Annotated in this window: 18 protein-coding genes and 4 pseudogenes; 14 read left to right on the top strand and 8 right to left on the bottom strand. The window is 47.8% G+C overall.

Features of this window, described 5'->3' with window-relative positions:
- Positions 1-105: 105 nt before the first annotated feature.
- Entirely contained in the window at positions 106-1,359 is a 1,254-nt protein-coding gene (locus DUT67_RS14095; RefSeq protein ID WP_223254574.1) for a TetR family transcriptional regulator, read from the bottom strand.
- A gap of 126 nt (positions 1,360-1,485) precedes the next feature.
- On the opposite strand from DUT67_RS14095, the gene DUT67_RS14090 reads away from it, so the two are divergent.
- Positions 1,486-2,742: a multidrug effflux MFS transporter gene (locus DUT67_RS14090; protein WP_113631755.1), complete on the top strand. Its 1,257-nt coding sequence runs from the start codon at positions 1,486-1,488 to the stop codon at positions 2,740-2,742.
- Positions 2,743-2,785: 43 nt separating this feature from the next.
- Here the strand turns inward: DUT67_RS14090 and yghU are convergent, their stop codons facing one another.
- Positions 2,786-3,625 (bottom strand): glutathione-dependent disulfide-bond oxidoreductase, encoded by an 840-nt coding sequence (yghU, locus tag DUT67_RS14085; protein ID WP_113631754.1) that lies wholly within the window; start codon positions 3,623-3,625, stop codon positions 2,786-2,788.
- A gap of 412 nt (positions 3,626-4,037) precedes the next feature.
- Between yghU and DUT67_RS14080 the strand changes: the two are divergent.
- Both DUT67_RS14080 and DUT67_RS14075 read left to right on the top strand, forming a co-directional pair.
- Positions 4,038-4,367, top strand: a pseudogene (locus DUT67_RS14080) (type II toxin-antitoxin system RelE/ParE family toxin); the annotation flags it as partial.
- A 26-nt stretch (positions 4,368-4,393) separates the two neighbouring features.
- Positions 4,394-4,696, top strand: coding sequence for an XRE family transcriptional regulator (locus DUT67_RS14075; protein WP_113625635.1), 303 nt, complete (start codon positions 4,394-4,396; stop codon positions 4,694-4,696).
- Between the two features lie 41 nt (positions 4,697-4,737).
- Here the strand turns inward: DUT67_RS14075 and DUT67_RS14070 are convergent, their stop codons facing one another.
- Positions 4,738-5,742, bottom strand: coding sequence for a threonine/serine dehydratase (locus tag DUT67_RS14070; protein ID WP_113625636.1), 1,005 nt, complete (start codon positions 5,740-5,742; stop codon positions 4,738-4,740).
- 52 nt (positions 5,743-5,794) lie between these two features.
- Between DUT67_RS14070 and DUT67_RS14065 the strand changes: the two genes are divergently transcribed.
- Entirely contained in the window at positions 5,795-6,145 is a 351-nt protein-coding gene (locus DUT67_RS14065) for a helix-turn-helix transcriptional regulator (protein WP_113625637.1), read from the top strand.
- Between the two features lie 56 nt (positions 6,146-6,201).
- Here the strand turns inward: DUT67_RS14065 and DUT67_RS14060 are convergent, their stop codons facing one another.
- Positions 6,202-7,401: a multidrug effflux MFS transporter gene (locus DUT67_RS14060; RefSeq protein WP_113631753.1), complete on the bottom strand. Its 1,200-nt coding sequence runs from the start codon at positions 7,399-7,401 to the stop codon at positions 6,202-6,204.
- Between the two features lie 170 nt (positions 7,402-7,571).
- A complete protein-coding gene (locus DUT67_RS14055; RefSeq protein ID WP_113625639.1) occupies positions 7,572-8,807 on the bottom strand; it encodes an MFS transporter in 1,236 nt (411 codons plus the stop codon).
- A gap of 66 nt (positions 8,808-8,873) precedes the next feature.
- Between DUT67_RS14055 and DUT67_RS14050 the strand changes: the two genes are divergently transcribed.
- The 6 genes from DUT67_RS14050 (at position 8,874) to DUT67_RS14025 (ending at position 13,964) form a co-directional block, all read left to right on the top strand.
- Positions 8,874-9,335, top strand: a complete 462-nt coding sequence (locus DUT67_RS14050; protein ID WP_113625640.1) for a helix-turn-helix domain-containing protein — start codon at positions 8,874-8,876, stop codon at positions 9,333-9,335.
- A 185-nt stretch (positions 9,336-9,520) separates the two neighbouring features.
- A complete protein-coding gene (locus DUT67_RS14045) occupies positions 9,521-10,957 on the top strand; it encodes a glycoside hydrolase family 1 protein (protein WP_113625641.1) in 1,437 nt (478 codons plus the stop codon).
- Between the two features lie 152 nt (positions 10,958-11,109).
- Positions 11,110-11,649: a DUF2058 domain-containing protein gene (locus DUT67_RS14040; RefSeq protein ID WP_113631752.1), complete on the top strand. Its 540-nt coding sequence runs from the start codon at positions 11,110-11,112 to the stop codon at positions 11,647-11,649.
- Positions 11,650-11,948: 299 nt separating this feature from the next.
- On the top strand, positions 11,949-12,839 hold the full coding sequence (locus DUT67_RS14035) for an oxidoreductase (RefSeq protein WP_113631751.1): 891 nt from the start codon (positions 11,949-11,951) through the stop codon (positions 12,837-12,839).
- Positions 12,840-13,103: 264 nt separating this feature from the next.
- Positions 13,104-13,586, top strand: a complete 483-nt coding sequence (locus tag DUT67_RS14030) for a cold-shock protein (RefSeq protein ID WP_048261010.1) — start codon at positions 13,104-13,106, stop codon at positions 13,584-13,586.
- Between the two features lie 132 nt (positions 13,587-13,718).
- A complete protein-coding gene (locus DUT67_RS14025) occupies positions 13,719-13,964 on the top strand; it encodes a DUF2543 family protein (protein ID WP_113625643.1) in 246 nt (81 codons plus the stop codon).
- Positions 13,965-14,250: 286 nt separating this feature from the next.
- On the opposite strand, the pseudogene DUT67_RS14020 reads toward DUT67_RS14025, so the two are convergent.
- The 3 genes and pseudogenes from DUT67_RS14020 to DUT67_RS14010 form a co-directional block, all read right to left on the bottom strand.
- Positions 14,251-14,585 (bottom strand): annotated as a pseudogene (locus DUT67_RS14020) (gamma-glutamylcyclotransferase family protein).
- A gap of 619 nt (positions 14,586-15,204) precedes the next feature.
- Positions 15,205-15,369, bottom strand: a pseudogene (locus tag DUT67_RS14015) (transposase); the annotation flags it as partial.
- 61 nt (positions 15,370-15,430) lie between these two features.
- Entirely contained in the window at positions 15,431-17,305 is a 1,875-nt protein-coding gene (locus DUT67_RS14010) for an SEC-C metal-binding domain-containing protein (protein ID WP_189339469.1), read from the bottom strand.
- 109 nt (positions 17,306-17,414) lie between these two features.
- Here DUT67_RS14010 and DUT67_RS14005 point away from each other — a divergent pair.
- From DUT67_RS14005 to DUT67_RS13990, 4 genes and pseudogenes are all read left to right on the top strand, one after another.
- Positions 17,415-17,534 (top strand): annotated as a pseudogene (locus DUT67_RS14005) (IS630 family transposase); the annotation flags it as partial.
- 799 nt (positions 17,535-18,333) lie between these two features.
- Positions 18,334-19,419 (top strand): DNA cytosine methyltransferase, encoded by a 1,086-nt coding sequence (locus DUT67_RS14000; protein ID WP_113631749.1) that lies wholly within the window; start codon positions 18,334-18,336, stop codon positions 19,417-19,419.
- Between the two features lie 5 nt (positions 19,420-19,424).
- A complete protein-coding gene (locus tag DUT67_RS13995; protein ID WP_113631748.1) occupies positions 19,425-22,202 on the top strand; it encodes a hypothetical protein in 2,778 nt (925 codons plus the stop codon).
- A gap of 34 nt (positions 22,203-22,236) precedes the next feature.
- A complete protein-coding gene (locus DUT67_RS13990) occupies positions 22,237-25,041 on the top strand; it encodes a kinetochore protein (RefSeq protein ID WP_113631747.1) in 2,805 nt (934 codons plus the stop codon).
- The last annotated feature ends 7 nt before the right edge of the window (positions 25,042-25,048 follow it).

Below are 25,048 nucleotides of genomic sequence, written 5' to 3'. Positions count from 1 at the left end.
AAAAAATAGTACATATGTACAGTTTTTTGTAAGGAATGGTCGCGAGAGAGGAGAAATGAGAACGGCTGTGGGATGAAACGGTTTCTCTGTGAGAAACCGTATGACTTAGCGAAAAGCGTTATACAGCGCCGAAACCGCCTGATAGACCAGATCGCGTGGCAGGGCCCGCTCATGTTTTTCCAGCAGTGCACGGATGAAAAAGCCGTTCAACAGCGTACCTAGCGGGAGTGCGGCGTTATCCGGAGCAACCACTTTGATGATAGCGACCACGGTGTTAGACCATTCGAGCGCGATGGGGCGCAGGGAAGGGCGTGAAATGGCGGCGGTAAAGAGCTCGTACTCGCGCGCCAGCTCATCAATATCTTCGATGCCACGCATGACAAAATCGGTCAGGACATCGCACGGGTCGTCATGGCGACGCTGGAGAAACCAGCTAAACATATCATCACGAAACAGCGCTATGGCGCTAATCATGACGGCATTCAGCATGTCGTCCAGACTAGTAAAGTGGTAAGTGGTTGACCCTAACGGTACATGAGCGTCATGTGCGACGGCGCGGTGGGTTAATGCCCCAATACCGTCACGTTTGATGAGATTCGTGGCAGTTTCAATAATATGAGTCGCGCGCGAGTGCACCATTTTCAATCCCGCTCCGCTCGGCGTGACGCCTTTTTCCGCCAACCAGGCGATCGCCTGTTCTGAGGTGGTTTCGCCAGCAGGAATGGCGGGTATTTCTCGTGGGGAAAAAGGGAAAGAAGCTAGCGGTGTAGCGTGGTTATCTGTAATCGAGCGTGTGATAACCGTATGTGTAGCATCGTCTGACGTGAACAAGGATTTGGCATCATTAAGCATGGCTTGCCGCTCCTCGCGATCTAACGTCACGAACCCCAGCCCCTGTAATAGGAAAATGCCTTCTGTGGCGAGAAAAGCCAGACGAATACGCTGCATAGCCGGTGTCGTATCACGTAGCCGATCCAGCCTGGTGCGATAAAACTCCCGCACGGGTTCCAACATCGAAGGGGAATGAACCAGCGCGGTGAGTAGGCCAACGGCGCGAGATGTCGTCTCCTCTTCTTCCTGAGCAATCGCAGTGATGTGCCCCAGCACCTCTGCATGAGGTTGGTCGCTATAGCGTGCAGTTTGCTGCTGTGCCTCTTGCTCAAAACGGGCAAGCTCACGCGACAGCATGGTCATAATCAACAGGTCTTTACTGGCAAAGCTGTAAACGAGCCCACCCTTGCTAATGCCCGCTTCTGCGGCAACGGCATCCAACGTAAAACGATGTACGCCATCGCGCAGCAGTACCTTTTCCGCTGCGTCCAGAATCAGATCGTTTTCAATGGTTTTTTTGCGCGCCATCACATTACCTTGTATTTTCGACTGCTCAGTCATATATTGCGCTCGGCAATACGCATCTTATCCGATTCGCTACCCCATTGCTGTCGGTTATTCATGATTACGTGGTCTATTTTTGAGGTGTTATCGATGTCTGATTCGTCTTTATTGGCGTCGCGCAGTTTTGTCCTCATCGGCATTTTAGGCATCCTATGCGCGTTTGATGCCATGTCGATTGATATGTATCTCCCGGCTTTTCCCGCGATTCAGCAGGATATTGGTGCGGATGCCGCAGGAATGCAGACCTCGCTGTCTGTCTTTTTGATCGGGCTGGCGCTTGGGCAATTGGTCTATGGGCCGCTGACCGATCGCTATGGCCGCAAAGGGCCGCTGCTGCTGGGTATCGTGCTATTTTCTCTCTCTTCCTTACTTATCGCCCATGCTTCCACGCTATCGTGGTTTGTCTTCTTCCGCTTGATGCAAGGTCTCGGTGGTGCAGCCGGATTGGTGATCCCGCGCGCCATCGTGGCAGATTTGTACTCGGAGCGGGATGCCGCAAAGGTATTCTCGCTGCTCATGCAGGTGATGGCGATAGCGCCGATTATCGCGCCACCGTTGGGTGGGGTTCTACTCGGTACGCTGGGCTGGTCAGCTATTTTCTGGGTGTTGACGGTGGTCGGCATGTTAATGCTGTTTGCCACCTGGCGCTGTGTGCCGGAAAGCCTTCCACGGCGTGACCGCGTCGGCGGTGGCATGTTGTCGGCCTTAACGGGCTATGTCGTGTTACTGCGGCAGAAAAAATTCATGGGCTATACGCTTTCCGGTTCTTTCGTGATGGGTGGCCTGTTTACCTACATTGGCGCATCTGCCTTTATTTTCATTGAATATTTCCACCTGTCGCCCACGACCTACAGCTATATTTTTGCGTCAAATGCGCTTGGTATGGTGGCACTGGGGCAAATCAATATCTTTCTGCTCAACCGCTGGCGTGAATACCAAATCTTGCCCATCGGAATCGCTCTGCATGTTGCAGGAGGGCTGGTGTTATCCGGCGTTATATTGGTTGGCATAACGTCGCTGTGGGTCATCACGGCATTGCTATTCCTGACCATGAGTTTCCTGAGTCTGGTGTTCGGCAATGTGGTGGCGGTGGCGATGAATGCAGCACCCGGTCAGACGGGGTCGGCTTCCTCGCTGCTCGGCGTATTGCAGTATGTCTTCGGTGGGGTCGCTGGTGTGATTATGGGCGTTGTGCATGACGGCACTTTGCTTCCGCCAGTGATGCTATTAACCGCCTGTGGGATAGGGGCACTGCTGAGCTGGTGGTATGCCTCGCGGCAGGTGGGCATCGATACGGTGGAAAATAGATTGGCTGATGATCGTATGCCGGAAAGGGAAGGGCACTAAGGGTGAATGGGAATGCCGCCTGCATTGAGCAGGCGGCAGACGATTAATCCAGATCGGACGCCTGATGGCGTTCGGCGGCCTGCTCAGACTCTTCGCCCCACGTGCGGTTGACCTTCCGACCGCGAATCACCGCCGGACGGGCGGCAATCTCATCGGCCCAGCGTTTCACATGCGTGTATTCATGCACGGACAGGAACTCCGCAGCGGAGTAAATCGCGTTCTGTACCAGCCCGCCGTACCACGGCCAGACGGCAATATCAGCAATCGTGTAGCTATCGCCAGCCAGATAACGGCTTTCTGCCAATCGACGGTTGAGCACATCCAACTGGCGCTTGGTTTCCATCGTGAAACGATTGATCGGGTATTCAAATTTTTCCGGCGCGTAGGCGTAGAAGTGCCCGAATCCACCGCCAACGTAAGGGGCGGAACCCATCTGCCAGAATAGCCAGTTCAGGGTTTCAGTACGTGTGGCGAGGTCGTTTGGCAGCAGTGCCCCAAATTTCTCAGCCAGATACACCAGAATGGAACCAGATTCGAACACGCGAATCGGTTTATCACCGCTTTGGTCAAGCAGCGCGGGGATCTTGGAGTTCGGGTTGATGTCCACAAACCCGTTGGAGAACTGATCTCCATCGCCTATCTTAATCAGCCAGGCATCGTACTCGGCACCCGTGTGACCCAGCGCCAGCAACTCTTCCAGCATAATCGTCACTTTCACGCCATTTGGCGTCGCCAGCGAGTAAAGCTGAAGCGGATGTTTACCAACGGGCAGGGCTTTTTCGTGCGTCGGACCGGCTATCGGGCGGTTAATATTGGCGAAAGCACCGCCGGAAGACGCGGGCTGCCAGACTTTTGGTGGCACATAGGCAGGGGTCGTAGCCATTCAAAAACTCCTTATGCATGAAAAGAGAGCGAGTTAAGCCAACACCATAACAAACTCACGCCGTTTGCTGATACCGTTCTGTTCTATCTCTACTGCATATTGATATAACGCGAGATCCGCACATTGCTGAGTGGAAGCGGCCAATGTGCGGATCGTCGTCAGGGCTTAATAACCGACGGTAAAGCGTTGACGAGAGTGTGCTGGGGTTTCAATTTCATCAACCAGTGCGACAGCATAATCGTGCGACGTTGCTCACACGATGATAGTCATTTCATTTTATCTCCACAGAAGTATTGGAATACCGTTTCCGGTTTCGCTCACGGGCCTGTGCATATCGTCTGCTGTCACTCCATAATCCAAATTATAGCTTTACTGCTATATAGCATTTGATCTATATTTATAAGGAGGATTTGTGTGGAGAATTGAAACGACGGACGCGTTTGATCGCTGGTTAAGCGCATTAAACGATATGGATCGAGCTTGTGTGCTTGCAGCACTTATTGTGCTACGGGAAAAGGGGCCCATGTTACCTCGACCTTATGCTGATACGGTCAAAGGTTCCCGCTATAGCAACATGAAAGAGCTGCGTATTCAGAGCCGAGGGATGCCGATACGGGCATTTTTTGCCTTCGACCCACATCGTAGAGGGATCCTGCTCTGTGCGGGTAATAAGTCTGGTAATGAAAAGCGTTTTTACGATGAGATGATCCCGTTTGCCGATCGAGAATTCACCAATTATCTGAAAAATAGAGAAAAAGGAGTAATGCCATGGGCAGAACGCTGGAACAGCTTCTTGCGGATGAAAAACCAGAAGTCGTCATTGATGCTCACGTTATAGCAGCAGATATGTTGCTCAATATTCACCTCGCTGAACTGCGTGATAGAGTGCAAAAAACGCAAGTAGAAATGGCGCAGACGCTTGGATTAAAGCAGCCGACCGTGGCGGTAATGGAGAAACCTGGTCGCGATCTGAAACTTTCCACACTCAAACGCTATGTTGAGGCGACCGGCAGTAAGCTACGTCTTGACGTCGAGTTGCCGGACGGCTCTCATTACGAATTTATGCTGTAATGCCCCACGCATTTTGACCGCGAAGAGGGCGCCCGAACATCCTACTTATCCACACCGGCTGTCGCCTCATTAATCAGCGTGAGATAGCGTGAACTCGAAATGTTCCTGCCGGTGACGACGCAGACGGTTTTACGTCCCCCAATCTCCTTCGCGTAGCGAATGGCTCCCGCGACGGCTGGCACCCCCGAAGGTTCGACAACATGGCGGTGAAGTTCGAGCATTGACAGCATTGCGGCTTTAATTTCAGCTTCTGATACCGTGAGCACGCGATCGACACGGTCACGAACCAGCGGCCAGGTCATCGCACTGGGCTCAATATAGCCGCTAACGCCTTCAGCGATGGAGGAAGCCAGATCGACGGGAAGCGTTTCACCGGCCTCTTTCCAACGGGCAAATGTCGGGCTGGCTTCACTTTGTATACCCCATACTTCGATAGCGGGGTTGATTGCTTTCACTGCCGTCGCAATCCCTGAGATAAGCCCGCCGCCACCGATATTCACCAGGATTATCTCTGCATCCATCCAGTCTTCCATAATCTCAAGGCCGACAGTGCCGCCACCAGCAATCATATGTGGATTGTCGTAAGCCGAAACGAAGGTGGCACCAGACTGTTGCGCTGCTGCTATTGCCGCCTGCCTCGCTTCTTCGATGTCATCAAAAAACGAGATACGGGCACCACAACCTTTCATGGCCGCGACCTTCATCGGGTCTGCTGAGCGTGGCAAAAATATGGTTACGGGGACACCTGCCACTTGTCCGGCATAGGCGAGCCCTAATCCGTGATTTCCTGCCGTTGGGGCGATGACACCAACGCGGCGCTGTTCTGCATCCAGGTTAGCAAGAACGTTTGCCGCGCCCCGTAGCTTGAAGCTACCGGTCTGTTGGAGGTTTTCCATCTTGAGCCGAATTTCTGCACCAACGAGAGCGGATAATTCCTGCGAGTGGTCTAGCGGTGTTCTGCGTATCGTTGTTTTAATCTGCTGAGATGCCGCGTAAATGTCTTTCAATGTTACAGAGGCAGTTGCTCTCTGGTGTTGGCTTGTCATAGTATTCCCCTATCAACTGTATATGGAAATGACTATATAGGTATTTGGCTATATGAACAAGCATGCAACGACAGCGGCCGATCTACTACGTGCGCTCGGTAATGAGCAGCGGCTCATCATTCTGGAATGGTTGGCCGATCCTCGGGCACATTTCCCAGAACAGCAGGATGGCGATTTGGTTAAGGACGGGGTATGCGTCGGATTTATCACTGAGAAAATCGGTCTGAGCCAGCCGACTGTCACTGGCCATCTTCAATATCTAGCGAAAGCCGGGATTGTTACATCGAAACGCATCAAGAACTGGGTGTTCTACAAACTTGTCCCTGAGCGTTTAGACGAGGCAACCGCTGTATTGTCTGAGCTTGCGAAGGTCGCTGCGCGTCACCATAAACCGTCAGAATAGGCCTCTGTTTTTACTTCGGCTATTGATTGGATTATTTCTGGTATCGGCAGCGATATCTAACTCGCTGCTTTCGGGGCGCGTGTAGTTAGCGCTGTTACCGCACTGGCTGCGGTAAACAATGCGATGATCCATGCCATCGTCCACGGTGTCCCATCGCTCAGTAGTGCAAGTAGCAGGGAAGAAATAATGCCGCTGCCGTACTGTAGCGACCCGATTAATGCCGATGCCGAACCAGCAATGTTTGGCACTGCATCAAGCGCGGCGGCAGTTGATGTTGCGGCGATGATGCCGTTCATCGAAAAGAACACAAACACGGAAATCACAATCAGGGGCATTCCCCCGATATTCAGTTTTGTGCCGATAGCAAGAATGAACGACGCGACGGTTGCGATCAGCACGGCAAATTTAAGCAGCGTCTCAAGTGGATAGCGCTGAACCAGACGACGATTTGCCACGCTCATGCCCATCACGCCGACGATATTCAGCGCAAATAGCCAGCCGTAGTGCTGTGGATCGACACCGAAGTAGGTGATGTAGACGAAGGCCGAACCGGTAATAAAGGCGTAGGCGGAGACATAATAGAGTGTCAGGCATAAGGTGAAACGCATGAAGTTAGCGTTCGTTAGCAGTGCATAATAGTTGCGAAAGGCGCTGGGCAAAGAAGCTTTTACTCGCCTGTCTTCGGGTAATGTCTCAGGTAGCCAGCGCAATGAAATCAGCATCATGATGCCAATAATCGCCAGCAGCCAAAAAATGGCATGCCATGACGTTACTTTGATCAACTGCCCGCCGAGTAGGGGCCCAGCAATCGGGGCAATCGCCATCACGATGATTAACGTAGAGAGCATTTGCGCCGCACGTGTACGACTAAAGAGATCGCGGATCATCGCGCGCGCCAGCATTGGGCCGGTACATGCTCCCAGCGCTTGAAAGACACGCCAAAAAACAATGTGCGATATATCCGTAGACAGTGCACAGCCTACCGATCCGATGATAAACAACACCATACCAATAAATAGCGGTATTCGGCGGCCCAGATGGTCGCTTAACGGCCCCCAAACCAACTGCGCGATGCAAAAGCCGATTAAAAACCCGGTGATGGTGAGTTCGGCATCGCCTTGTAAATCTTTTGCCATGATGGGCATGGCGGGTAAATAAATGTCCGTCGATAAAGAAGTAAATGCCATCAGTGCACTGAGAATGGCAATGAAAAGTAGCCCTGAAGTTTTTTCTGAGCGCGTCTGAACGTGAGTCATATCTATCCGTCTGGTTTTACATGCTTTGTATTATCTTACCGGGATTGCATCCTGTGATAATCGTGCGCTACAGGATAGACGTTATGAATGACACTCATAAATCAGCGGTGATTTAAGCTGAGAAGGGGGACGCAACCCCCGTAAAGTTAAAAAGACGCATGCTTAGCGTGTTATCGGGTAACCCGCTTCCACTTTGGCAGGTGGGTGAATCCTAGGACGGTAAGTATCATTCCGCCAGACAGAAAAAAGGTTAGTTGCATCCCGTTAGCGAGGGAAGCGGGCGTGGCATGGGCGAAATCTTCCGTTCCGACACCTAACGCGAAGACCTGTCCCATGACTGAGGCACCTGCGATCAGCCCAATATTGCGCGACAGGTTAAGCAGACCAGAGACGGTACCGCGCTGATTATCAGGAACATCGGCAAGAGTCGCGGTGTTATTTGCAGCCTGAAAGAGCTGATAGCCTGGCGTCAAGATAATAACGGAAAGGATGTATCCGGTGACGCCGAGCAGAGGAGGCAAGATCGCCAGCATCAAGGTGCCAGTAACTACGAGGGAGAGTCCGGCGGTGAGCGCGCGTCCAAACCCCCAGGTATCGACCAGTCGGCCTGATGGAATTCCGCAGAAAATCGCAATAGCAGGGCCAATGGCCATAACAACCCCCACCAGCGTTTCTTTCAAGCCCAGACCCGGACCAAGATAGTAAGGACCGACGATTAACGTCGTCATCATGACGGAGGTGACGGCTGCATTGATAGTGAGATTTGACAAAAGCGTAGGGTTCCGAATGGGTGATACGCTTGGTGCGAGAGTCTTTTTCTTAACCGATGCGGTTGGCAACAGGATGAAAGCTAGAAACAGAACGATCGCCACCAGCGGGATCTGCACCCAGAATAGGCTACGCCATCCCGTTGTTGTAAGAAGAAATCCTCCGACAGAAGGGCCAAGCGCAGTACCCAGTGCGGATACCGTTCCCAGTACTCCCATCGCACGCCCGACATGTTTCTCACCGGCAGTTTGCCTCAGCAGCGCCATGCCGAGCGTCATCAGGAAGGCCGCGCCGATCCCCTGAAGTGCTCTTGCCCCGATGAGTTGCCACAGATGGGGCGCAATGGCACACAGCAGTGACGCGAGAGCAAAGAGCACAAGGCCTGCAATAAAAACGGGCTTCAGCCCATAACGATCGCCAAGGCGGCCTGCGATGACAACCGAGATCGCCATGGCCGCAAGATAGGCGATGACAACGGCCTGTACCTGTGAGAATGGCGCAGAAAACACGGCCGTCAGTGTCGGAAGGGCAATATTGGCAATACTGGTTCCCAGTGAAGCAGACAGTATCGACAGTGCCAGTGTGATAGTGATCCTTGTGTTGCTCTTCTCCGGCTCGTCCGAACGATTAATTACCATTTTTTATCCTTGTCAGAATGTGGGTTCCAGAGGATGCTACAAAGTAAAGTCGACTTGAGGTCAAGTATGAAATTTCTGGATATTGGCGACGTCTCGGAAAAGAGCGGGATCAAGCCTTCAGCGTTGCGCTATTACGAAGAGATTGGGCTGATTGCTTCGGTATCCCGGCATGGGCTCCGGCGGCAGTTTTCTGAAGATGTACTGCTGCAACTCAGACTGATTACGATGGGAAAATCGGCAGGGTTCTCACTTCAGGAAATTGCTGGCATGTTTAACAAAAATGGGATGCCAGATTTGCCTCGCACCGCGCTTCATCAGAAGGCCGACGAAATCGATCTGCAGATCGATGAACTACGAGTATTGCGTGACACGCTGCGGCATGTTGCCGACTGTTCTGCGCCATCGCATATGGAATGCCCAACCTTCAGGAAACTCGTTGAAGTCACGCACCGAAGGGGCCAGACGAGTGAAAAGACGAGCAGCGCAGTCACTCGAAAAGTGCCGCAGAGTAAGAAGAATAAAGTTTGATACTCCGTCTTTGGCAGGGTTGCCCCGTACCGCACCACTTTTATGCAACCGGTTTCTTATTTCTGTTCACGCTTTCTTTTTTCCTCTAGAATTTCTGCCGTTCGGGTCGCGCTGAATCAAATCAACATCAGGCGGACCTTCGACGATCGTCAATAAAGAATCATCATCGATAAAGGATAAGTGCCATGAGTGAAAGATTTCCGCACGGCTTTATGTGGGGCGGTGCCACCGCAGCTAATCAGGTCGAAGGGGCCTACAATGTTGACGGCAAAGGGCTATCGATTGTGGATGCCATTCCCGGTGGCAAAGCGCGCTTAAACATTGTGGCTTCCGATGCGTTTGATTTCACTCTGGATGAGCAGCGCTATACCTATCCAAACCATAAAGGCATCGATCACTACCATCGCTTCCGCGAAGACATTGCGCTGTTTGCCGAAATGGGCTTCAAATGCTATCGCTTCTCCATCGCCTGGACGCGCATCTATCCGAATGGTGTTGAGCAACAGCCCAACGAGGCGGGGCTACGTCATTATGAGCAGGTCATTGATACCTGTATTGCCCACGGCATTGAGCCTGTCATTACTCTCTCTCACTATGAGATGCCGCTGCATCTTGCTACCACCTTTGGCGGCTGGAAAAACCGTGAGTTAATCGGCCACTTCGAGCGGTTTGCCCGCACGGTGCTGGAGCGCTTCGGCCGCAAAGTAAAGTACTGGATGACCTTTAACGAGATCAACAGTGCTGCCCATTTCCCGATCATGAGTCAGGGGCTGACGGTGCAAACTGGCGCGCTGGAACCACAGGCCAAATTCCAGGCGTGGCATAACCAGTTTGTCGCCAGCAGTCTGGCGGTGAAAATTGCGCATGAGACGAATCCGCAGATCCAGATCGGCTGCATGATTCTGTTTGCCACGAATTATGCTTATGACTGTAACCCTATCAACCAGTTGGCGGCGCTAAAAGAGACGCAGTCATTTAACTTCTACTGTGCGGATGTGCAAGCGGGCGGTAAATATCCCTACTACGCGAAAAGCCTATGGCAGTCGCTGGGGGTCACGCTGGATATTCAGCCGGGCGATCTGGAGCTGATCAAACAGCACACTGTTGATTACATCGGCTTTAGCTACTATATGTCTTCCACCACTTATAAAACTGACCCAGATGCGGCGGCGGCCCACGGCAACCTGCTGGGCGGTGCGCGTAATCCGTTCCTGGAAGCCAGCGAATGGGGATGGGAAATTGACCCGGTGGGGCTGCGAATTGCGCTCAATCAGCTGTACGACCGCTACGAAAAGCCGCTGTTTATCGTCGAAAACGGGCTGGGGGCGGTGGATAAACCGGATGAACATCACTATATCGCCGATGATTACCGCATCAACTATTTGCGCCAGCATATTGAGGCAATGGCAGGCGCGATTGCTGACGGTGTTGAACTGATGGGCTACACCCCATGGGGCTGTATCGATCTGGTCAGCATGTCTACCGGCGAGATGGGCAAACGCTACGGCTTCATTTATGTCGATCTGGATGACACGATTTCCGGCAGTGGCAACCGCTATAAGAAAAAATCGTTCCATTGGTATCAGAAAGTGATTGCCACTAACGGCAGCGATATCAGCTAAATAAAACGTTCCCGATGCGGAGTGAATAGGCATCGGGAACGTTTTTTATGTGGGTAACTCAAGCCACATCGTGTTCAGATCTTACAATCTGGTACAGTCTTAAAAATTACAGGTATAATTCCACACATTATTCAATTGGTTTAGATACGAAGATGACAAAACTCACCTTACAAGAGCAGATGCTAAAAGCTGGATTAGTGACCAGCAAAAAAATGGCTAAAGTCCAGAGAACGGCTAAAAAATCACGCGTTCAGGCTCGTGAGGCAAGAGAGGCTGTGGAAGAAAATAAAAAAGCACAACTTGAGCGTGATAAACAGCTAAGCGAACAACAAAAACAAGCCACTTTATCTAAAGAATATAAAGCTCAGGTGAAGCAGCTCATTGAGATGAATCGAATCATCCTTTCCAAAGGCGATATTGGTTTTAACTTCACCGATCAGAATTTAATTAAAAAAATCCTGGTGGATAAGCTAACTCAAGCTCAATTGATTAGCGGCCGTCTTGCCATTGCTCGTTTGGTTGTTGATAGCACTGGAGAGAGTGAATACGCGATTATTCCCGCGATCGTAGCCGATAAAATCGCGCAGCGAGATGCGAACAGTATTGTATTAAACAGTGCGCTGAGTCAGGAAGAGCAGGATGAAGAAGATCCGTATGCTGATTTTAAAGTGCCTGATGATTTGATGTGGTAATTAACGTTTTGCATATGCTTACGCATGAAAAGCCCTGAAGGGCTTTTCATTACGATGTTATGTTCAGTCAGTTCTTGAAAAATGCAGTGTTATTCTAGACCGTTGCCAACACTTTTCCTGCCAGCCTGACTGGATTATGTCCTTTCGTTTACCCGTTTTATCGTATCTACACGAGTGCTTTTTTGCTGTTCTGGTTATCTGCCATTCGGCGAAACGTTAACGTTGAGAAGAATGCCGGCGTGTACGATGATTGCCGCTAGCACTCTGATGATGGGTAAATCAAATCAGGAGAACGCAAGATGTCTGATCATCCTAAAATTGCTCTTATTGGGCCGGGTGCTATCGGTACCACCATCGCCGCAGCATTGCATGAAGTTGATCGAACGCCAGTCCTTTGCGGACGTACCGCGCACCCGCAGTTAATTTTGCGTCACGATGATGGTGAAATTGTGGTGCCGGGTCCGGTATTGAACAATCCGGCGACTATTAGCCGTCCGTTCGATCTGGTATTTGTCGCGGTGAAAACCACTCAGGTAGCTGATAGTGCAAACTGGTTGGCCGTGCTGTGCGATGAAAATACCGTAGTATGTGCTCTGCAAAATGGTGTCGAGCAGAAAACCCAGTTGGAACCTTTTGTCAACGGCGCAAAGGTGCTGCCTTCGGTAGTCTGGTTCCCGGCACAGCGCGAGCCGGATGCCTCAGTCTGGTTGCGTGCTAAACCGCGCCTCACTCTGCCGGATGTGCCGCAGGCAAAACGGGTAGCCGATGTGCTCAATGGCACACGCTGCGCGGTTGAACTATCAACCGATTTTACCTCCATTGCATGGCGTAAACTGCTGCAGAATGCGGTCGCTGGTCTGATGGTCCTTGCTAATCGCCGCGCTGGGATGTTTTCACGTGGGGATATAACTGAACTGTCACTAGCTTATCTGCGTGAGTGTCTGACGGTGGCGCGTGCGGAAGGCGCAGTACTGAACGATGACGTTCCGCAGGAGATCGTTGACGGTTTTCATCATGCCCCTGTGGATTTAGGCACCTCCATTCTCGCCGACCGCCAGGCAAACCGCCCACTGGAGTGGGATATTCGCAACGGCGTGGTACAGCGTTATGGTCACTTACATAATATTTCTACGCCCATCAGTGACGTGTTAGTGCCTCTGCTGGCGGCAGGGAGTGAGGGGCCGGGTTGACGCTGTTAACTGCAAGGGAGGGGGGTAAGACAGAATCGCCGCAGGTTTGAGCGATATACGGTTCCTTCGCAATCCCGCTCCTGCAGCCCCGTTAACGACTGACCGCCGTGTTTCACTTCGTGTCACTTATGCGTTCATCTGGCCGACCCTCGCGTACCAGAAATTTATCGTCCAGACTTAAACCAAAGACGTAGTCTGCGCAGGCATTGTGCTTTACACTGCGCGCTGCAAAAACTGAGTAGATAAACGATTAAGTAGGCGGTAATGGCGATGAACGGAACGATCACAACCTGGTTTAAAGATAAAGGTTTTGGCTTTATCAAAGATGAAAACGGTGATAACCGTTATTTTCATGTGATTAAGGTCGCCAACCCTGATCTGATTAAGAAAGATGCGGCGGTCACTTTCGAACCCACCACGAATAACAAGGGGTTGTCAGCGTATGCTGTGAAAGTTGTACCGGAAAGCAAATACATCTATATCGCGGGCGAGCGCCTTAAGCTCACGTCGATCAAGTCTTATCTGGTTTACAGTGAAGAAGTGCCTGCCGATACCCGTATTGACAAAGAAAATACGGTACTGTCTGTGGGGGTACTGATGAGCAGTATCAGGCCGAAATCAGCCGCTAAGCCTGATGAAATGCGCTCGCTGAAAAAATTGGCAATCACCACCTTTCAGGGAACGACGTTAATCTTCTCGGAAGATGAGATAGACGTGGATGCCACGGTGAAACTGCTCAAGGTCTAAAATAATTCGGACTGACTCTATGTCGAAATCCTATGCTGCACATAAGCAGGGTTTCGGCATCGCTAACTGACCTCAGTGCGCCGTGATACACGGCTCTTTCACAAACGCCACCAGCAACTCTGGGAACGACTTATGAACAATGAAGTATCACTTAAATATTACGACATCGCGGATGAGTATTCGACGGAATCAGCAGAGACGGTGAGCGAGTCAGAACGTGAATCCGTGGCACGCTATTTCCAACTGCTGATCACCCGTTTGATGAATAACGAGGAGATCAGTGAGGATGCGCAGAAAGAGATGGCTAGCGAAGCGGGTATCGACGAGCGACGTATCGATGAGATCGCTACATTCCTGAATCAATGGGGCAATGAGTAACTTCCTTTAAGGCCATTTGGAACGGATTCACGTTAGCGCTGTTCTGCCTGAGTTCCGCTTTTACCCTACAGCCAGAATCTGCGAAAAAATCCCGCTTAAGTTTCCTCAAGCGGGATTTCTAAATTTGGGTCCCTTGCTGGGATTATGTTTGCCAGAAGACAGTGGCTAATATTTGAGCGAAAGACGGCATTCCTTTTTGTCAAAACCATCCGAATGGCCACCATTTAACCTGAGTGTTGTATTTAATGCTGATAGCTGGTCAGTAACCATATTCTATCTATATCACCTACTGGCCCGTTTGTGGCTGTAACTGATAAACCCATGCTGTCATCTGCTGGCCTTCTGCCGTGGTGACAAGAACCTCAACGCGATCGTAGCCCTCTTCAAATTCATCCAGCATTGGCCAATGTGCTTCAAGGTTATCGGATAAAAACAGGTAACCGCTGACATGCGGCCCGTTATCATCCAGTACGATCCCAGGAAACCCGCGGCAGCGCCCCAGCCACTCTCATAAAATGTGCCTTTCACGTAACCGGGCAACCATTCTCCGCCAATCCTTTCCAGAATATAAGCATTAACGTGGCCCAGACGCAGCGTACCGTAGACAAATAAGCGTTCCATTTTCCCTCGTCAATCAAAGTAATGCATACCCAAAGGGTGAAGAATAATGATCAAGTTAGGATTTAATAAAACGGTTCGCAACAGGTTTTTCATGATTGGAGTATTAAGCGTAAATCACTTCCCCAACATAAGTCGTCACCGAAGATGAAGGGCCCATATGCTGACCTGCATGCACCGGTTCACGACAACAGCGTAGTAACCTCTGTATCGTGGCATCAAAGGATAATTAGGTAATGAAGATGGTTTTTAGATAGGTGTTAAATGAATTAACTTGATGAAACAAAAACAGAATAGCAAAAACCCCGCTTAAGTTCCCTTAAGCGGGGTTTTCTAAATTTGGCTCCTCTGACTGGGATCGCCTTTGCCAGTAACTGGCTAATAAGTAAGCTAAACCTGAATCCCTTCTCTGTCAAGACCACCAGAATGACCACCAATTTTGATTACTAGCCATCAGTCAAAGCAATTATATATAATTTTACCATTGGGGCTATTAACAACCTCTGCTTCGAGAAAAAGAAAGCTTGTATCAATACTTAAACGTACGCTATCACACAAGGGTTGTAGGCAAATAAAATATTGATTGTTATCATTTCTTTTTATTGAACCAAGCTTGATATTTGGCAAGATCAGAATAGCGCTGAGGTCGTCCCAGTGAGATGGGTGTTGCTGATTCATACCACGACTGAATCGCCTATTAATCCAGCCACAAAGTGATGGAGCCACGGCTGATAATAGTTGTGCCAGCTCGCGATTTGCCACGGGACGACCTGTGTTGAAAGATGATGCGTGATCTGATCCTTCAACTCAGCAAAAGTTCGATTTATTCAACAAAGCCCCGTGGCGATTCACACAGTGTCACCCAACGGATTCATTCTTCGGTATTTGTAAGCCTTTTTAAGATCTTCCACTAAAGTCTCTGCGGTAATTACTGCCCATTTAGCCAAATCGGCATTTATTATTTTAAACGGCCAGCTATGTGGTCCATCTCTTAAAGTAATGGAGGCAGGTATTTTTGAGTAGATGCTAGGCTTTTTCTTTGTGGGCGGAACAACCTGTTCATAATCTGCAGCCTTGAAATGCACTAATTCATTTCTGATATAAATCAAATCTTTTGCAGATTGCCATGAGGTTTGTTTGCTCAACCACCCTGGGTGGGTCAAGCAATCAGCAATTTGCTGCCACTTTATTTCTAGATTTCCTTTGCGCTGATAATCAAAGGCTCCTTCATCAGCTAAGCATTGAGGGATAGTCATGCTCGCAACTTCATTATGATCTTTATTTTGATATAAAAAAAATGAAACTTGATTTATAAAAGCTTCAAGGTGACAGACTGACAAAATGACTGCCGAAATAGAGCTAACCAAATCATTTTTCTCAGCTGATGTTTCTAGCATCTCTTTTGCAGCAACTAAATGAACTGTTGCCATATCGGGCAATTCTTTTATTATTACCCAACCGTCACGCACCTCATGTTCTGACCAAGATTTTCTAACCTTATCTTTTGGAATGATACGGAGGATGAAATCTAGCGGAGAAACCTGTATTCTAGCCGACGACATTTCCTCATGCACAGCAAGAACATCTTCAGAAAATCCGTCATAGATATAAGGGATGTTGATAGGTTCGTAATCAGCTGTTCCACAACAATTTATATATAAATTGTTGCTACCGCACGGGCAAATGGCCTTTTCTTCAGTAGGCACCTTGTTAATGGCAGTCTCTTTTGCTTTCGCTTTAACTTGATCTAATTGTTTATTCGAGATGTAAATTAGCGCTTCATCATCAAGCTCCTCGCCTATTGCTCTGGCTTCCAGTATATGTTTTTTTGCGAGTTTGAATTGATTTAACTTTTTATATAAAGAGGCGAGATTTCCGATGGTTGAGGCAATATCTCGCTTATCACCAATTAATCTACTTAAATACAAGTCATGCCGATAGTTTGAAAGAGCACGTCCGTATCTCTTTTTGCTTAGGAAATATGAACCCAGATTGCAGTAATTATTTGCAAGCCCTTTCAAGTCACCAATTTTTAGCTTTTGAGTAGTTGATATTTGAACCCTTTTGAGTCCCTCCTCTTGATCTTTTTCTTGTTCAGACTGTAGCATCAAAAATGCGATGTTTGCTTGTACACGTCCAATATGTTCAGCTTCGTCTTCAAAATCTTTTAGGAGCTGAGCTGATTTATCCCAACAATCAATGGCTTTTTGACGCTCACCATTTTCAGAAAATGCTTTTCCTGCCTCCAATAAAATTGCGCCACGGACACGCCTCTCAATTTCTTCGTTTGCAGGATTGTTTTCCCACATTGCGAAAATATTTTTGTACATATCACATGCAACATCCGTGTATCTTAAGGCCGAATAGGATGAAGCAAGCTGGTGGAAAGTATAAATTTGCAAGTCAGTATCTTGATCGATGAGTTCAGCCATCTCCTCTAACACTGTGATTGCAATCTTATGCCTGCCTTGGCGTTGATAGGCACTTACAAGTCCAAGCTTTGCATTGATGCTATCTTCTTTATTGAGCTTACCTGACTCAATCAATGGATTAATAATATCAATTGACTTTTGTATGGCAGAGAAATTATGCTCAAGACTAATTTTTCTTGCCTCCAATATAATTGATGAGTTGGTTCTGTTTTTACTTTTCAAAAAACAGCATTTTTTATATTTTAGTTTGCTCCCACAAATGCATTTTTGATTTCTTCTAATTTTTTTCACAGCGCTTATCCCCTCTAAATAGCTGCGCAGAATAATAGGACACTTGAATGGGACTCAGTCCGGTTTAGCGATTCAATCAATCGCTAAAAATCACTAACCGGGCTGAGTGATGCCGATCATAGCACCAATTTCCTGTGAAGAACGATGCCTGATGCATAAAGCAATCCATAAAACACGCGATAAAAATTATGCCCGCAGGCTGACAGCCATGCTGATGCTCCACCGGGGCTGTCGCCGAATGAATATGAACAGCAGTATTATCAACGGCTCGAAAGTGTCTAGATTACCCGTAGTGATTGGATAGAGCTTGCAAACATGACACTCTCGTGGCACCCAGCCATACCGTGATGCATCCTGTCCTGAAAATTAGCAATTACCCTGGAATTGAATTTTTTTCCACGCTTAACTTGTTTCTTCGTAAGTGTAAGGTGAGGGCCGTGTTGAAAGGACTATTCCGTAGATAGCCTTACTTACCATAGCAGCAGTTCGTTGAATCGACGCTGCCGAGGGAGCTTTCGATTCCTTAATTACTCATACAGAGTCTGAAGCTGAAAATTGGCAGTTTATCAAGAAACAATGCTAACACGATGGCTCTTTGCCGGTCAGGTTTGGAAAGATTAAGTCTGCGAAACCGCCTGAGTTACCCCTGTTTGGGGAGGTTTTAAAGGTTGATCCGGGAATCTAATTTGCATTCCTTGCCCCTGTAGTTCAAGAGTCAAAGTTGTACGCTGTACTGCGCAACACCATGCAGATTCTAGCGTTGTGGATCCTATGGATAGCTGACTGTAACAATGGGCGATGGATAAACCACGGCACAATTAGGGTGTAAGCCGAGTACTGGTACTCGATGCTGGACTGTGGGTGGGGTTTTGGCTGGTAATAACACTTTCAAAAAAATAACATAGTTAGTGATCGATGCCATTATGCAGGGGTATAATCTTATTCTATGATTTTTCGAACAAATTAGTTGCCATTTCTGGCAAATCATATATGTGGCCAGGTAAAATGATGACATCCGGTATGGTGATATGAACAGTATTTTTGCAAGAGAAGGAGATGAAATCCGGGTTCTTTCACTGTTTTCTGGCTGTGGAGGGATGGACTTTGGTATTGAATCTGCCGGAGGAACGATTGTTTTTGCTAACGATATCGTTGAAAACGCCTGTAAAACATTAGCGAAGTATTTTCCTGATACTGATGTTAAGCATGGCGATATTTCTCAAATTCAAACTTTTCCATCTGTGGATGTTGTCGTTGGTGGCTACCCGTGTCAGTCATTTTCGATGGCTGGTAACAGAAAGCCCAGCGACGATGCGCGGACCAATCTTTATAAGCAATTTCTTCGGGTATTGAATATCGTTCGACCTAAGTATTTTGTAGCTGAAAACGTTTCAGGATTACAGCAGTTGGGAGCAGGTAGCTTTTTAGAACAACAAGTTAACGCCTATCGGGACGCAGGATATCAAGTTAGCCACCATCTTGTTAATGCAAAATCTTACGGTGTTCCACAGTCACGCAAGCGCCTATTTATTATTGGCGTCAGAAACGATCTGGGGCAATATTTTGAATTCCCGGCAGCAACGCATGGTAAAGCGACCTTAAAGAATCCGCACTTAAAACCTTATGTTTCCCATGGTGAAGTTATCCGTGATTTGCCATTATGGCCAGAGGGTGAGTTTTACGAACGACCTCACGATCCTGAGGGGCATTTCTCATGGTACTTTATGTCCAGAAATCGTAAGGCCAAATGGGATAGCCCTGCTTATACCGTCGTAGCGAACTGGCGACATGTGACGTTGCATCCAGCAAGCCCAATGATGAAGTTAACATGGTCAAATCTTGAGGATGGCTGGAAGCAGCGCTGGGATTTTTCTGAAGAATATGAACATGTTGCTATTGATTCAACCCGGCCTAAGCTGGAACAGGCTAGGCGTTTGTCATGGCGGGAATGTGCCAGAATACAGACGTTTCGTCATGATTTTGAGCCTGTTGGTGATATTGAGTCTCGCTTTACTCAGATAGGCAATGCAGTTCCTCCGTTACTGGCCGAAATCCTTTTTCAACATCTATTTTCTGGTGATGGGTTGAAAATGAATTTGATGAAGGGCGAATAAAAATCATGAGCATGTCTTTCCCTATTTCTTTAGATGAGTGGAATGCAGCACTGATTAACGCCGTTTTTTTTGAGCCTTCCCGTGCGGGTGTATTTTTGAGTCGAATCGATACTACTGGAAGAATTTTTGAGCAATTGGCTGGTTCTCGTAGTAAAGAAGAAGCTAAGCAAAGCTTTCTAGATTCGTTTGGTAAGGAAGAAAGAAAAATACAACGTTATCTCAGAGATGATTTAACGCTTGATAGTCTGACTCAAATAAAAGGCATTCCACCTCATTTTTCTATCCTATATTTAACGTTACTTGCCGCCAGTGCTGATAATGAAACTCATGATGAAGGAGATTTTAGGGTTAGATTTTCTGTATTGTTGGGGCTGAATAGAAATAAGAAATTTATTTTTAGAGATTTGCCTAGTCTATGGCGAAGAGTTGAACAATGGAGTCAGAGTAAACAGGGTTGTTCTCGGTTATTTTTACCCGATCCCCAAAGTGAAAAACTGATTGGGTATTCTAAGAGGCTTTCTTTTCCTTGTTATAGAGATGAAGTTCGTTTACGAGCCATACTGATTCGTAATAATCTGGACAGCTATTCAACATTTGAATCTGTTAATCAAGTAATACACCAAAGAATTGATGGTTTTAGTGAAGTATTTGTCAGCGAATTCAATGAATTTTATACGCTATTATCAACCGCAGCCATGCAGCAGGCATACAGTAGCCCGTTCTGGGGGGCAGTGAGGGATATTACGCGGCATGAAGAAAATCAACAAGCCAGAGAGAATGGGTTTTTCTGCATTCACTTAGACGCTACCGATCCGCAACTTCCAGAAATTTATCTGTTAATGGATGATGTTGGTGCTCAGATTTTGGATACCGATAAAACTGAATCGTTACCTGAAAAATTGGAGAGTTATAGTTGCATTTATTCTCAGACCAACGTTAATGCTACATTAACGAGTTTACTTTCATTTCTACAAAAAAGAAAAAAAGGTTTAACTGGATCTCGGGTTGGCATGGCGTTACAGGCTGGGTGTTTACCACTTTTCAGGGACGATTCTGGGTATATCAGTTCCGATGGTCATCATTTGGACGATGGTCTGGTTTGTCTGATCATCCGTCGTGAATATGTTGAACATATTCACACCATGTTTAAGCATATTGGCCTGAATGTTAAGACGCTAGGAATAAATACAGATTCTGACGATTGGGAAGTCATCGTTTTTGATGCGATGAGTAGGCAGGAATTAACCGATCTTGCCAAATTACTTCCTAGTGCCGCTCGTAGATTTATGGTTCAGAGTTGGATACCTGCTCGACCTTATATCACAGGTGCAGCCCGTTTTGGGCAGTCGATATTACTTAACCCAGCTAGTACGCCGATTATTCATATGGCGGGTGCCATTGGCGGGGAATACGTAATCAGAGATTCCGATCATATAGAACTGATCAGCGGCATACTAACGTCAACACAAGACGGTGAAGGACTATTTATTTCTCCCGAAAAACTCACCTCATTATCCGGACAGGCGTCTTGTCGCTATCAGTTAACGCTTGAGGAACAGGTTGAACCACTGGTTTTTGACATTCACGTCCTCGATCATGCGCCTGATGCTCCGTATCGTAAAGTTGCCGAACAGCATGACTGGCTTATTGATGGTCAACGAGGAACATTAGTGCCATTAAACGATGTTCAGTCAATGGAGTATCTGAAAAAGCAAAAAACTACCTCGCTAGACGGATCATGGTCGCTATGGCGATGTGATGAACGTGTGCCTGTAGAGTGTACACAGGTTGATTTGCACATGCTTCCTGCCGCATTTGACTGGTTAGCTGAAGCACTGGCACTACGTTTTCAAAAACGCAGCACGCTACCCTTTGATGAGCTCAATAAACATATAACGCCCGTATCACTGGTGACAGGTATTCCTGCATGGCAGTTGCGCCGGTTGCTTTTTGCCTCAGGCTGGCTTTGCGTAATAGAAAGACGACATGCGCCGTATCCGGTGGTATCACTGTCAAAACGTACATTGTCTGTTTGTGAAACGGTACGAGGAATCACTGCCCGAGTCGGTGGTATGTTGACGAAAAGCGAGCGTCATCGTCTGCAAGGTTTGTTGAAAGAGAGTGAACGGGTAAAACGTTGGTCAACAGCGGATAATGATTTTGCACTTGGCAGTATTGAATTAATTTTGTCAGGAACTGATCGCGTAAAAGAGCTGCTTGAACGGTTCGATTGGCAGTTTCTTGTCAGAGACGATTTCTCTGTTGGCCCATTGAGTGGCGTGCTGCTACCCATGACTCAAATAAAGCAAGTTCCAACTTTGCCACCCGATATTTATGTGGCGCTCTGGCAGACAAAAAACAACCAATGGTCAGAAGAAATCCAGCCAACAAATAGCGACCTGTTAATGCGCTGTAGGGAAAAACAACGTAATCGTTATTTTATTCGGGCGGATACGGGGTACTGGCAAACTGATAGCTTTGCCTGGGCGTTAATGACTCACGTCATTAGGATGGAAAAAACACTTGGCACTCAAAGCCACTATGGGGATCTCTTCTGGTCTAAGACGCTAATTACTTTACCTATTTCTGTCACGCAGTGGTGGTTACACTTCGCCGGTGGTTGTTGTACCGTCAGTGATGACGGAAGGATAATATTTGCTGGTAGAGGGGATGAATTGTGGGGGGGCGTTGAGTGTGATGATAATGCCGTTCTCCCGGTTAATCGAGCGGTTACTCGGCGTGCAAGGGCTCTGGCACTACGCAGGATAAGCAGCATCAATTAATTTCTTAAATCAATCATTAAGGAGCTCACTCAGGATGGCTAAAAAACAACATATCATTAAAGAAAGATTGAGCCAGATGTATTGCTTTGGTGCAGAGCCTTTTGAATTGATGAACTGTCTGAAAGAGTCTCAGAAAAAGCTTATTGGGGCTGGCGCTAAAGCGGATAATTTGCCCAAAGCTTTGGACAAGACATTGCAATTTTTGAGTACTTTACCACCTAAGGCCCATTCCATTGTACTGATGTGGTTTCGCTCTCACGTGCAATTTCCACAACAAGGTGATCCCCAAAAAATCATTCATGAGATTCAGCTCGCAGAAAATAACGATAAAGATATAAAACCGCTATGGCGCGCAATCTTAGGGTTCTACGTCACTCAGCCTTGCCCTGACATCGTAACGCAATTTCTTCGCGGCGAAGAAATTGCGCTACCCGTTGATGAAAACCCTAGTGAATCCAACGATAGTTTGTTAGAGCAGCCAACTATTAATGTGACTGATGAAGATATCGAGCAGTGTCTATTAATCAGTCAGGGATGTGACATACCGTCTTCCGATCGAGTAATCCCGGCGTTTGTTGCTGGGCTTGTTGCTACGTTAAAGGGAGAAGTGGAAGCGGCCAGCGAGTGGACATCGAGGTTATCCGATCACCCACTTCCTCTGGGGCAAAAATTAGGTAGACTCATTTCAACGTTTGGCGTCGATCGCCCTCAGGAAGAGGCTGACAACGGAATAGTATTATTGGCAGAGTCTATTGCGCCAGACGATATCAATGGCGATATCGACGAAGTGTCCTTTATCGGCAAAGTGATGAGAGTGCTTCCCTCAGGCGAATTCTTTGTTTTGCCTATTGGCCTGTTTATTGACAATGAACTGCGGGATCTTTCAAATGCCTATAGCCAGATACTCTATCCCGAACGTGGCGAAGTTATAGGGTACTCAAACCGTTTCACCAAGAACATGGTTCATGGGGAATTAGGCATATGGCAAGCCAGACACAAGCCATCCGATAAAACGGCCCAGTATGCACTGACTGACTACCAGTCTCGCGTATACCCCGTTGTCAAAATCCCCTATGTTTCTGGCGAACCGGATGCGATTCGTCAATGGCTATTAACCTGTTACCAACCGCAAGATAACTCTCCTGCTATCTTCTTCTTGACCGATGGTCTGGCGTTAAGATTACCCGGAGACATTCTTGATCCTAAAAAATATGATTTTGACGTACCTTTGGATTCTTATCGGGAATTAAGCTGTGTGAAGCTGCGCTCTCAGTCAATCACTATAGTGCCTCAACTCCCCGGATTGAGCGAAAAATATGATTGTGCGCCTGCCAGTACATGGATAAAACGGCTGTTAAAGTTAGACTATTCATCGACAGATTTTCCTGTTTTCAGCAAATCACACTTACAACGTTTAGCTCACTTTATGGCTGAATATGAGTCAGATAATCGAAGTGCATATTTACGCGCGTTGACGCAACTTGAGCAGGTTGCGGTTTCAAGAGAATTTCTGGACGATAGCATTCAGCAACTGTTGACGTTGCCAACGATAAAGACGCAAATTTATGCAGAGAAGCAAGTAATACTTGCTCAATATGAAAGTGAGCAGGAACAACTCAGACAGACAATTGCATCACTGATGGATAAGAAGACGCAGCTTGATGCAGAAATCAACCGACAGGAAAAAACGCTAAAAAGCGAAACAAACCGTATAAAAAAAGCGCTACTCCAGCAGGAGGCTGAGCTGGATTCACGAATCAGGCAAACCTTTGAGCAAGCGTCGCAGGCGGGTATAGAAACGTTGGCACAGACGGCGTTGTTGCGAACGATGATCGCTGGCTCGGCCACACCTACAGCCGTTATACCATCAGGACGAATCCCCGAACCTGCCTCGATCGTTCCGTTACCTCAGTCTTTCCTTCCGCCGAAAGTCAATGAAATAACCAGCAAAAGAGTGCTACAGGTCGCGATCGAAGAACAGGCAGCGGTTACCGGGCTAAGCGAAAATCTGCTGTTCAGTTTGATTGCTGCCGCAAATGTTGTACCCGTTGTCGGGCTAACAGGAAAGTACGCCCAGAAAACGGTCGCTTCTTTAGCCAATATTCTGTCGGGAAGCGTATGGGGGGAGGTTTCTATTCATGGTGATCTATTTAGTATCAGCGATTTAATGAAATCGCCTGTGCTAATCAGGAGTGCAAATAGCACGAGCTCTATGACGCTGGGTGACTTCTTGGCGCATCAACAATCAAGCGGGTTAACGACGATAGTAAAACTACGTGGGTTTAACCGGATGCCGCCGGAAACATTACTTCCCGAACTTAACGAATGCCTGTTTAGCAGTGGATATTCTGCGGGACTATGCTGGAAGGATCAAAATCATACCTTGCGGCAACTTTCGTTTAGTTGCCCTGTATTGTTTGTATTAACATTTGCCGTTGGTAAAAGCACGTTCCCACTACAGGGGCCGGTTGCCCATCAGTTGCCTGTATTTGTGGCCGAATATAGCAGTACACAGGTTGAGCAGACTGAATACGCACCAGCCGAATATTCTACGGATATTGCGCCCGCGTGCGTGGCCTCCAAATTATGGTCTTCGTTATACGCCGATGCCCACCCTAAAGATAATCAGCAGCAAACTATGAGGGCGGTGTTAAACGCATTGGGTTATTCCGACGAAAAATCTCAGGCGCTGGCAATGCTGGCGTTTACTATTGGGCGCAGTGTCACAGAAAAAATAACCGCAGAAATTGAGCCATTGGCTCCTGCATTAATACCTTATGTTCAGGAAATCACTCATGGTACATCTGTAACCGTGCTTGATCATCTGTTCCAGCTATAAATAAACA

This window comes from Pectobacterium peruviense (assembly GCF_003312355.2).
GTDB classification, from domain to species: Bacteria; Pseudomonadota; Gammaproteobacteria; order Enterobacterales; family Enterobacteriaceae; genus Pectobacterium; species Pectobacterium peruviense.
The sequence above is the reverse complement of the archived record's forward strand: the minus strand, read 5'-3'. Positions and strand labels throughout refer to the sequence as shown.

What these genes read in the sequence shown, in the direction of transcription:
- DUT67_RS14030 (WP_048261010.1), top strand. Translation starts at nt 13,104, where the DNA reads ATGGCGATGAACGGAACGATCACAACCTGGTTTAAAGATAAAGGTTTT.
- DUT67_RS14025 (WP_113625643.1), top strand. Translation starts at nt 13,719, where the DNA reads ATGAACAATGAAGTATCACTTAAATATTACGACATCGCGGATGAGTAT.
- DUT67_RS13995 (WP_113631748.1), top strand. Translation starts at nt 19,425, where the DNA reads ATGAGCATGTCTTTCCCTATTTCTTTAGATGAGTGGAATGCAGCACTG.
- DUT67_RS14000 (WP_113631749.1), top strand. Translation starts at nt 18,334, where the DNA reads ATGAACAGTATTTTTGCAAGAGAAGGAGATGAAATCCGGGTTCTTTCA.
- DUT67_RS14090 (WP_113631755.1), top strand. Translation starts at nt 1,486, where the DNA reads ATGTCTGATTCGTCTTTATTGGCGTCGCGCAGTTTTGTCCTCATCGGC.
- DUT67_RS14050 (WP_113625640.1), top strand. Translation starts at nt 8,874, where the DNA reads ATGAAATTTCTGGATATTGGCGACGTCTCGGAAAAGAGCGGGATCAAG.
- DUT67_RS13990 (WP_113631747.1), top strand. Translation starts at nt 22,237, where the DNA reads ATGGCTAAAAAACAACATATCATTAAAGAAAGATTGAGCCAGATGTAT.
- DUT67_RS14040 (WP_113631752.1), top strand. Translation starts at nt 11,110, where the DNA reads ATGACAAAACTCACCTTACAAGAGCAGATGCTAAAAGCTGGATTAGTG.
- DUT67_RS14035 (WP_113631751.1), top strand. Translation starts at nt 11,949, where the DNA reads ATGTCTGATCATCCTAAAATTGCTCTTATTGGGCCGGGTGCTATCGGT.
- DUT67_RS14095 (WP_223254574.1), bottom strand. Translation starts at nt 1,359, where the DNA reads ATGGCGCGCAAAAAAACCATTGAAAACGATCTGATTCTGGACGCAGCG.
- DUT67_RS14060 (WP_113631753.1), bottom strand. Translation starts at nt 7,401, where the DNA reads ATGACTCACGTTCAGACGCGCTCAGAAAAAACTTCAGGGCTACTTTTC.
- DUT67_RS14045 (WP_113625641.1), top strand. Translation starts at nt 9,521, where the DNA reads ATGAGTGAAAGATTTCCGCACGGCTTTATGTGGGGCGGTGCCACCGCA.
- yghU (WP_113631754.1), bottom strand. Translation starts at nt 3,625, where the DNA reads ATGGCTACGACCCCTGCCTATGTGCCACCAAAAGTCTGGCAGCCCGCG.
- DUT67_RS14075 (WP_113625635.1), top strand. Translation starts at nt 4,394, where the DNA reads ATGGGCAGAACGCTGGAACAGCTTCTTGCGGATGAAAAACCAGAAGTC.
- DUT67_RS14055 (WP_113625639.1), bottom strand. Translation starts at nt 8,807, where the DNA reads ATGGTAATTAATCGTTCGGACGAGCCGGAGAAGAGCAACACAAGGATC.
- DUT67_RS14065 (WP_113625637.1), top strand. Translation starts at nt 5,795, where the DNA reads ATGAACAAGCATGCAACGACAGCGGCCGATCTACTACGTGCGCTCGGT.
- DUT67_RS14070 (WP_113625636.1), bottom strand. Translation starts at nt 5,742, where the DNA reads ATGACAAGCCAACACCAGAGAGCAACTGCCTCTGTAACATTGAAAGAC.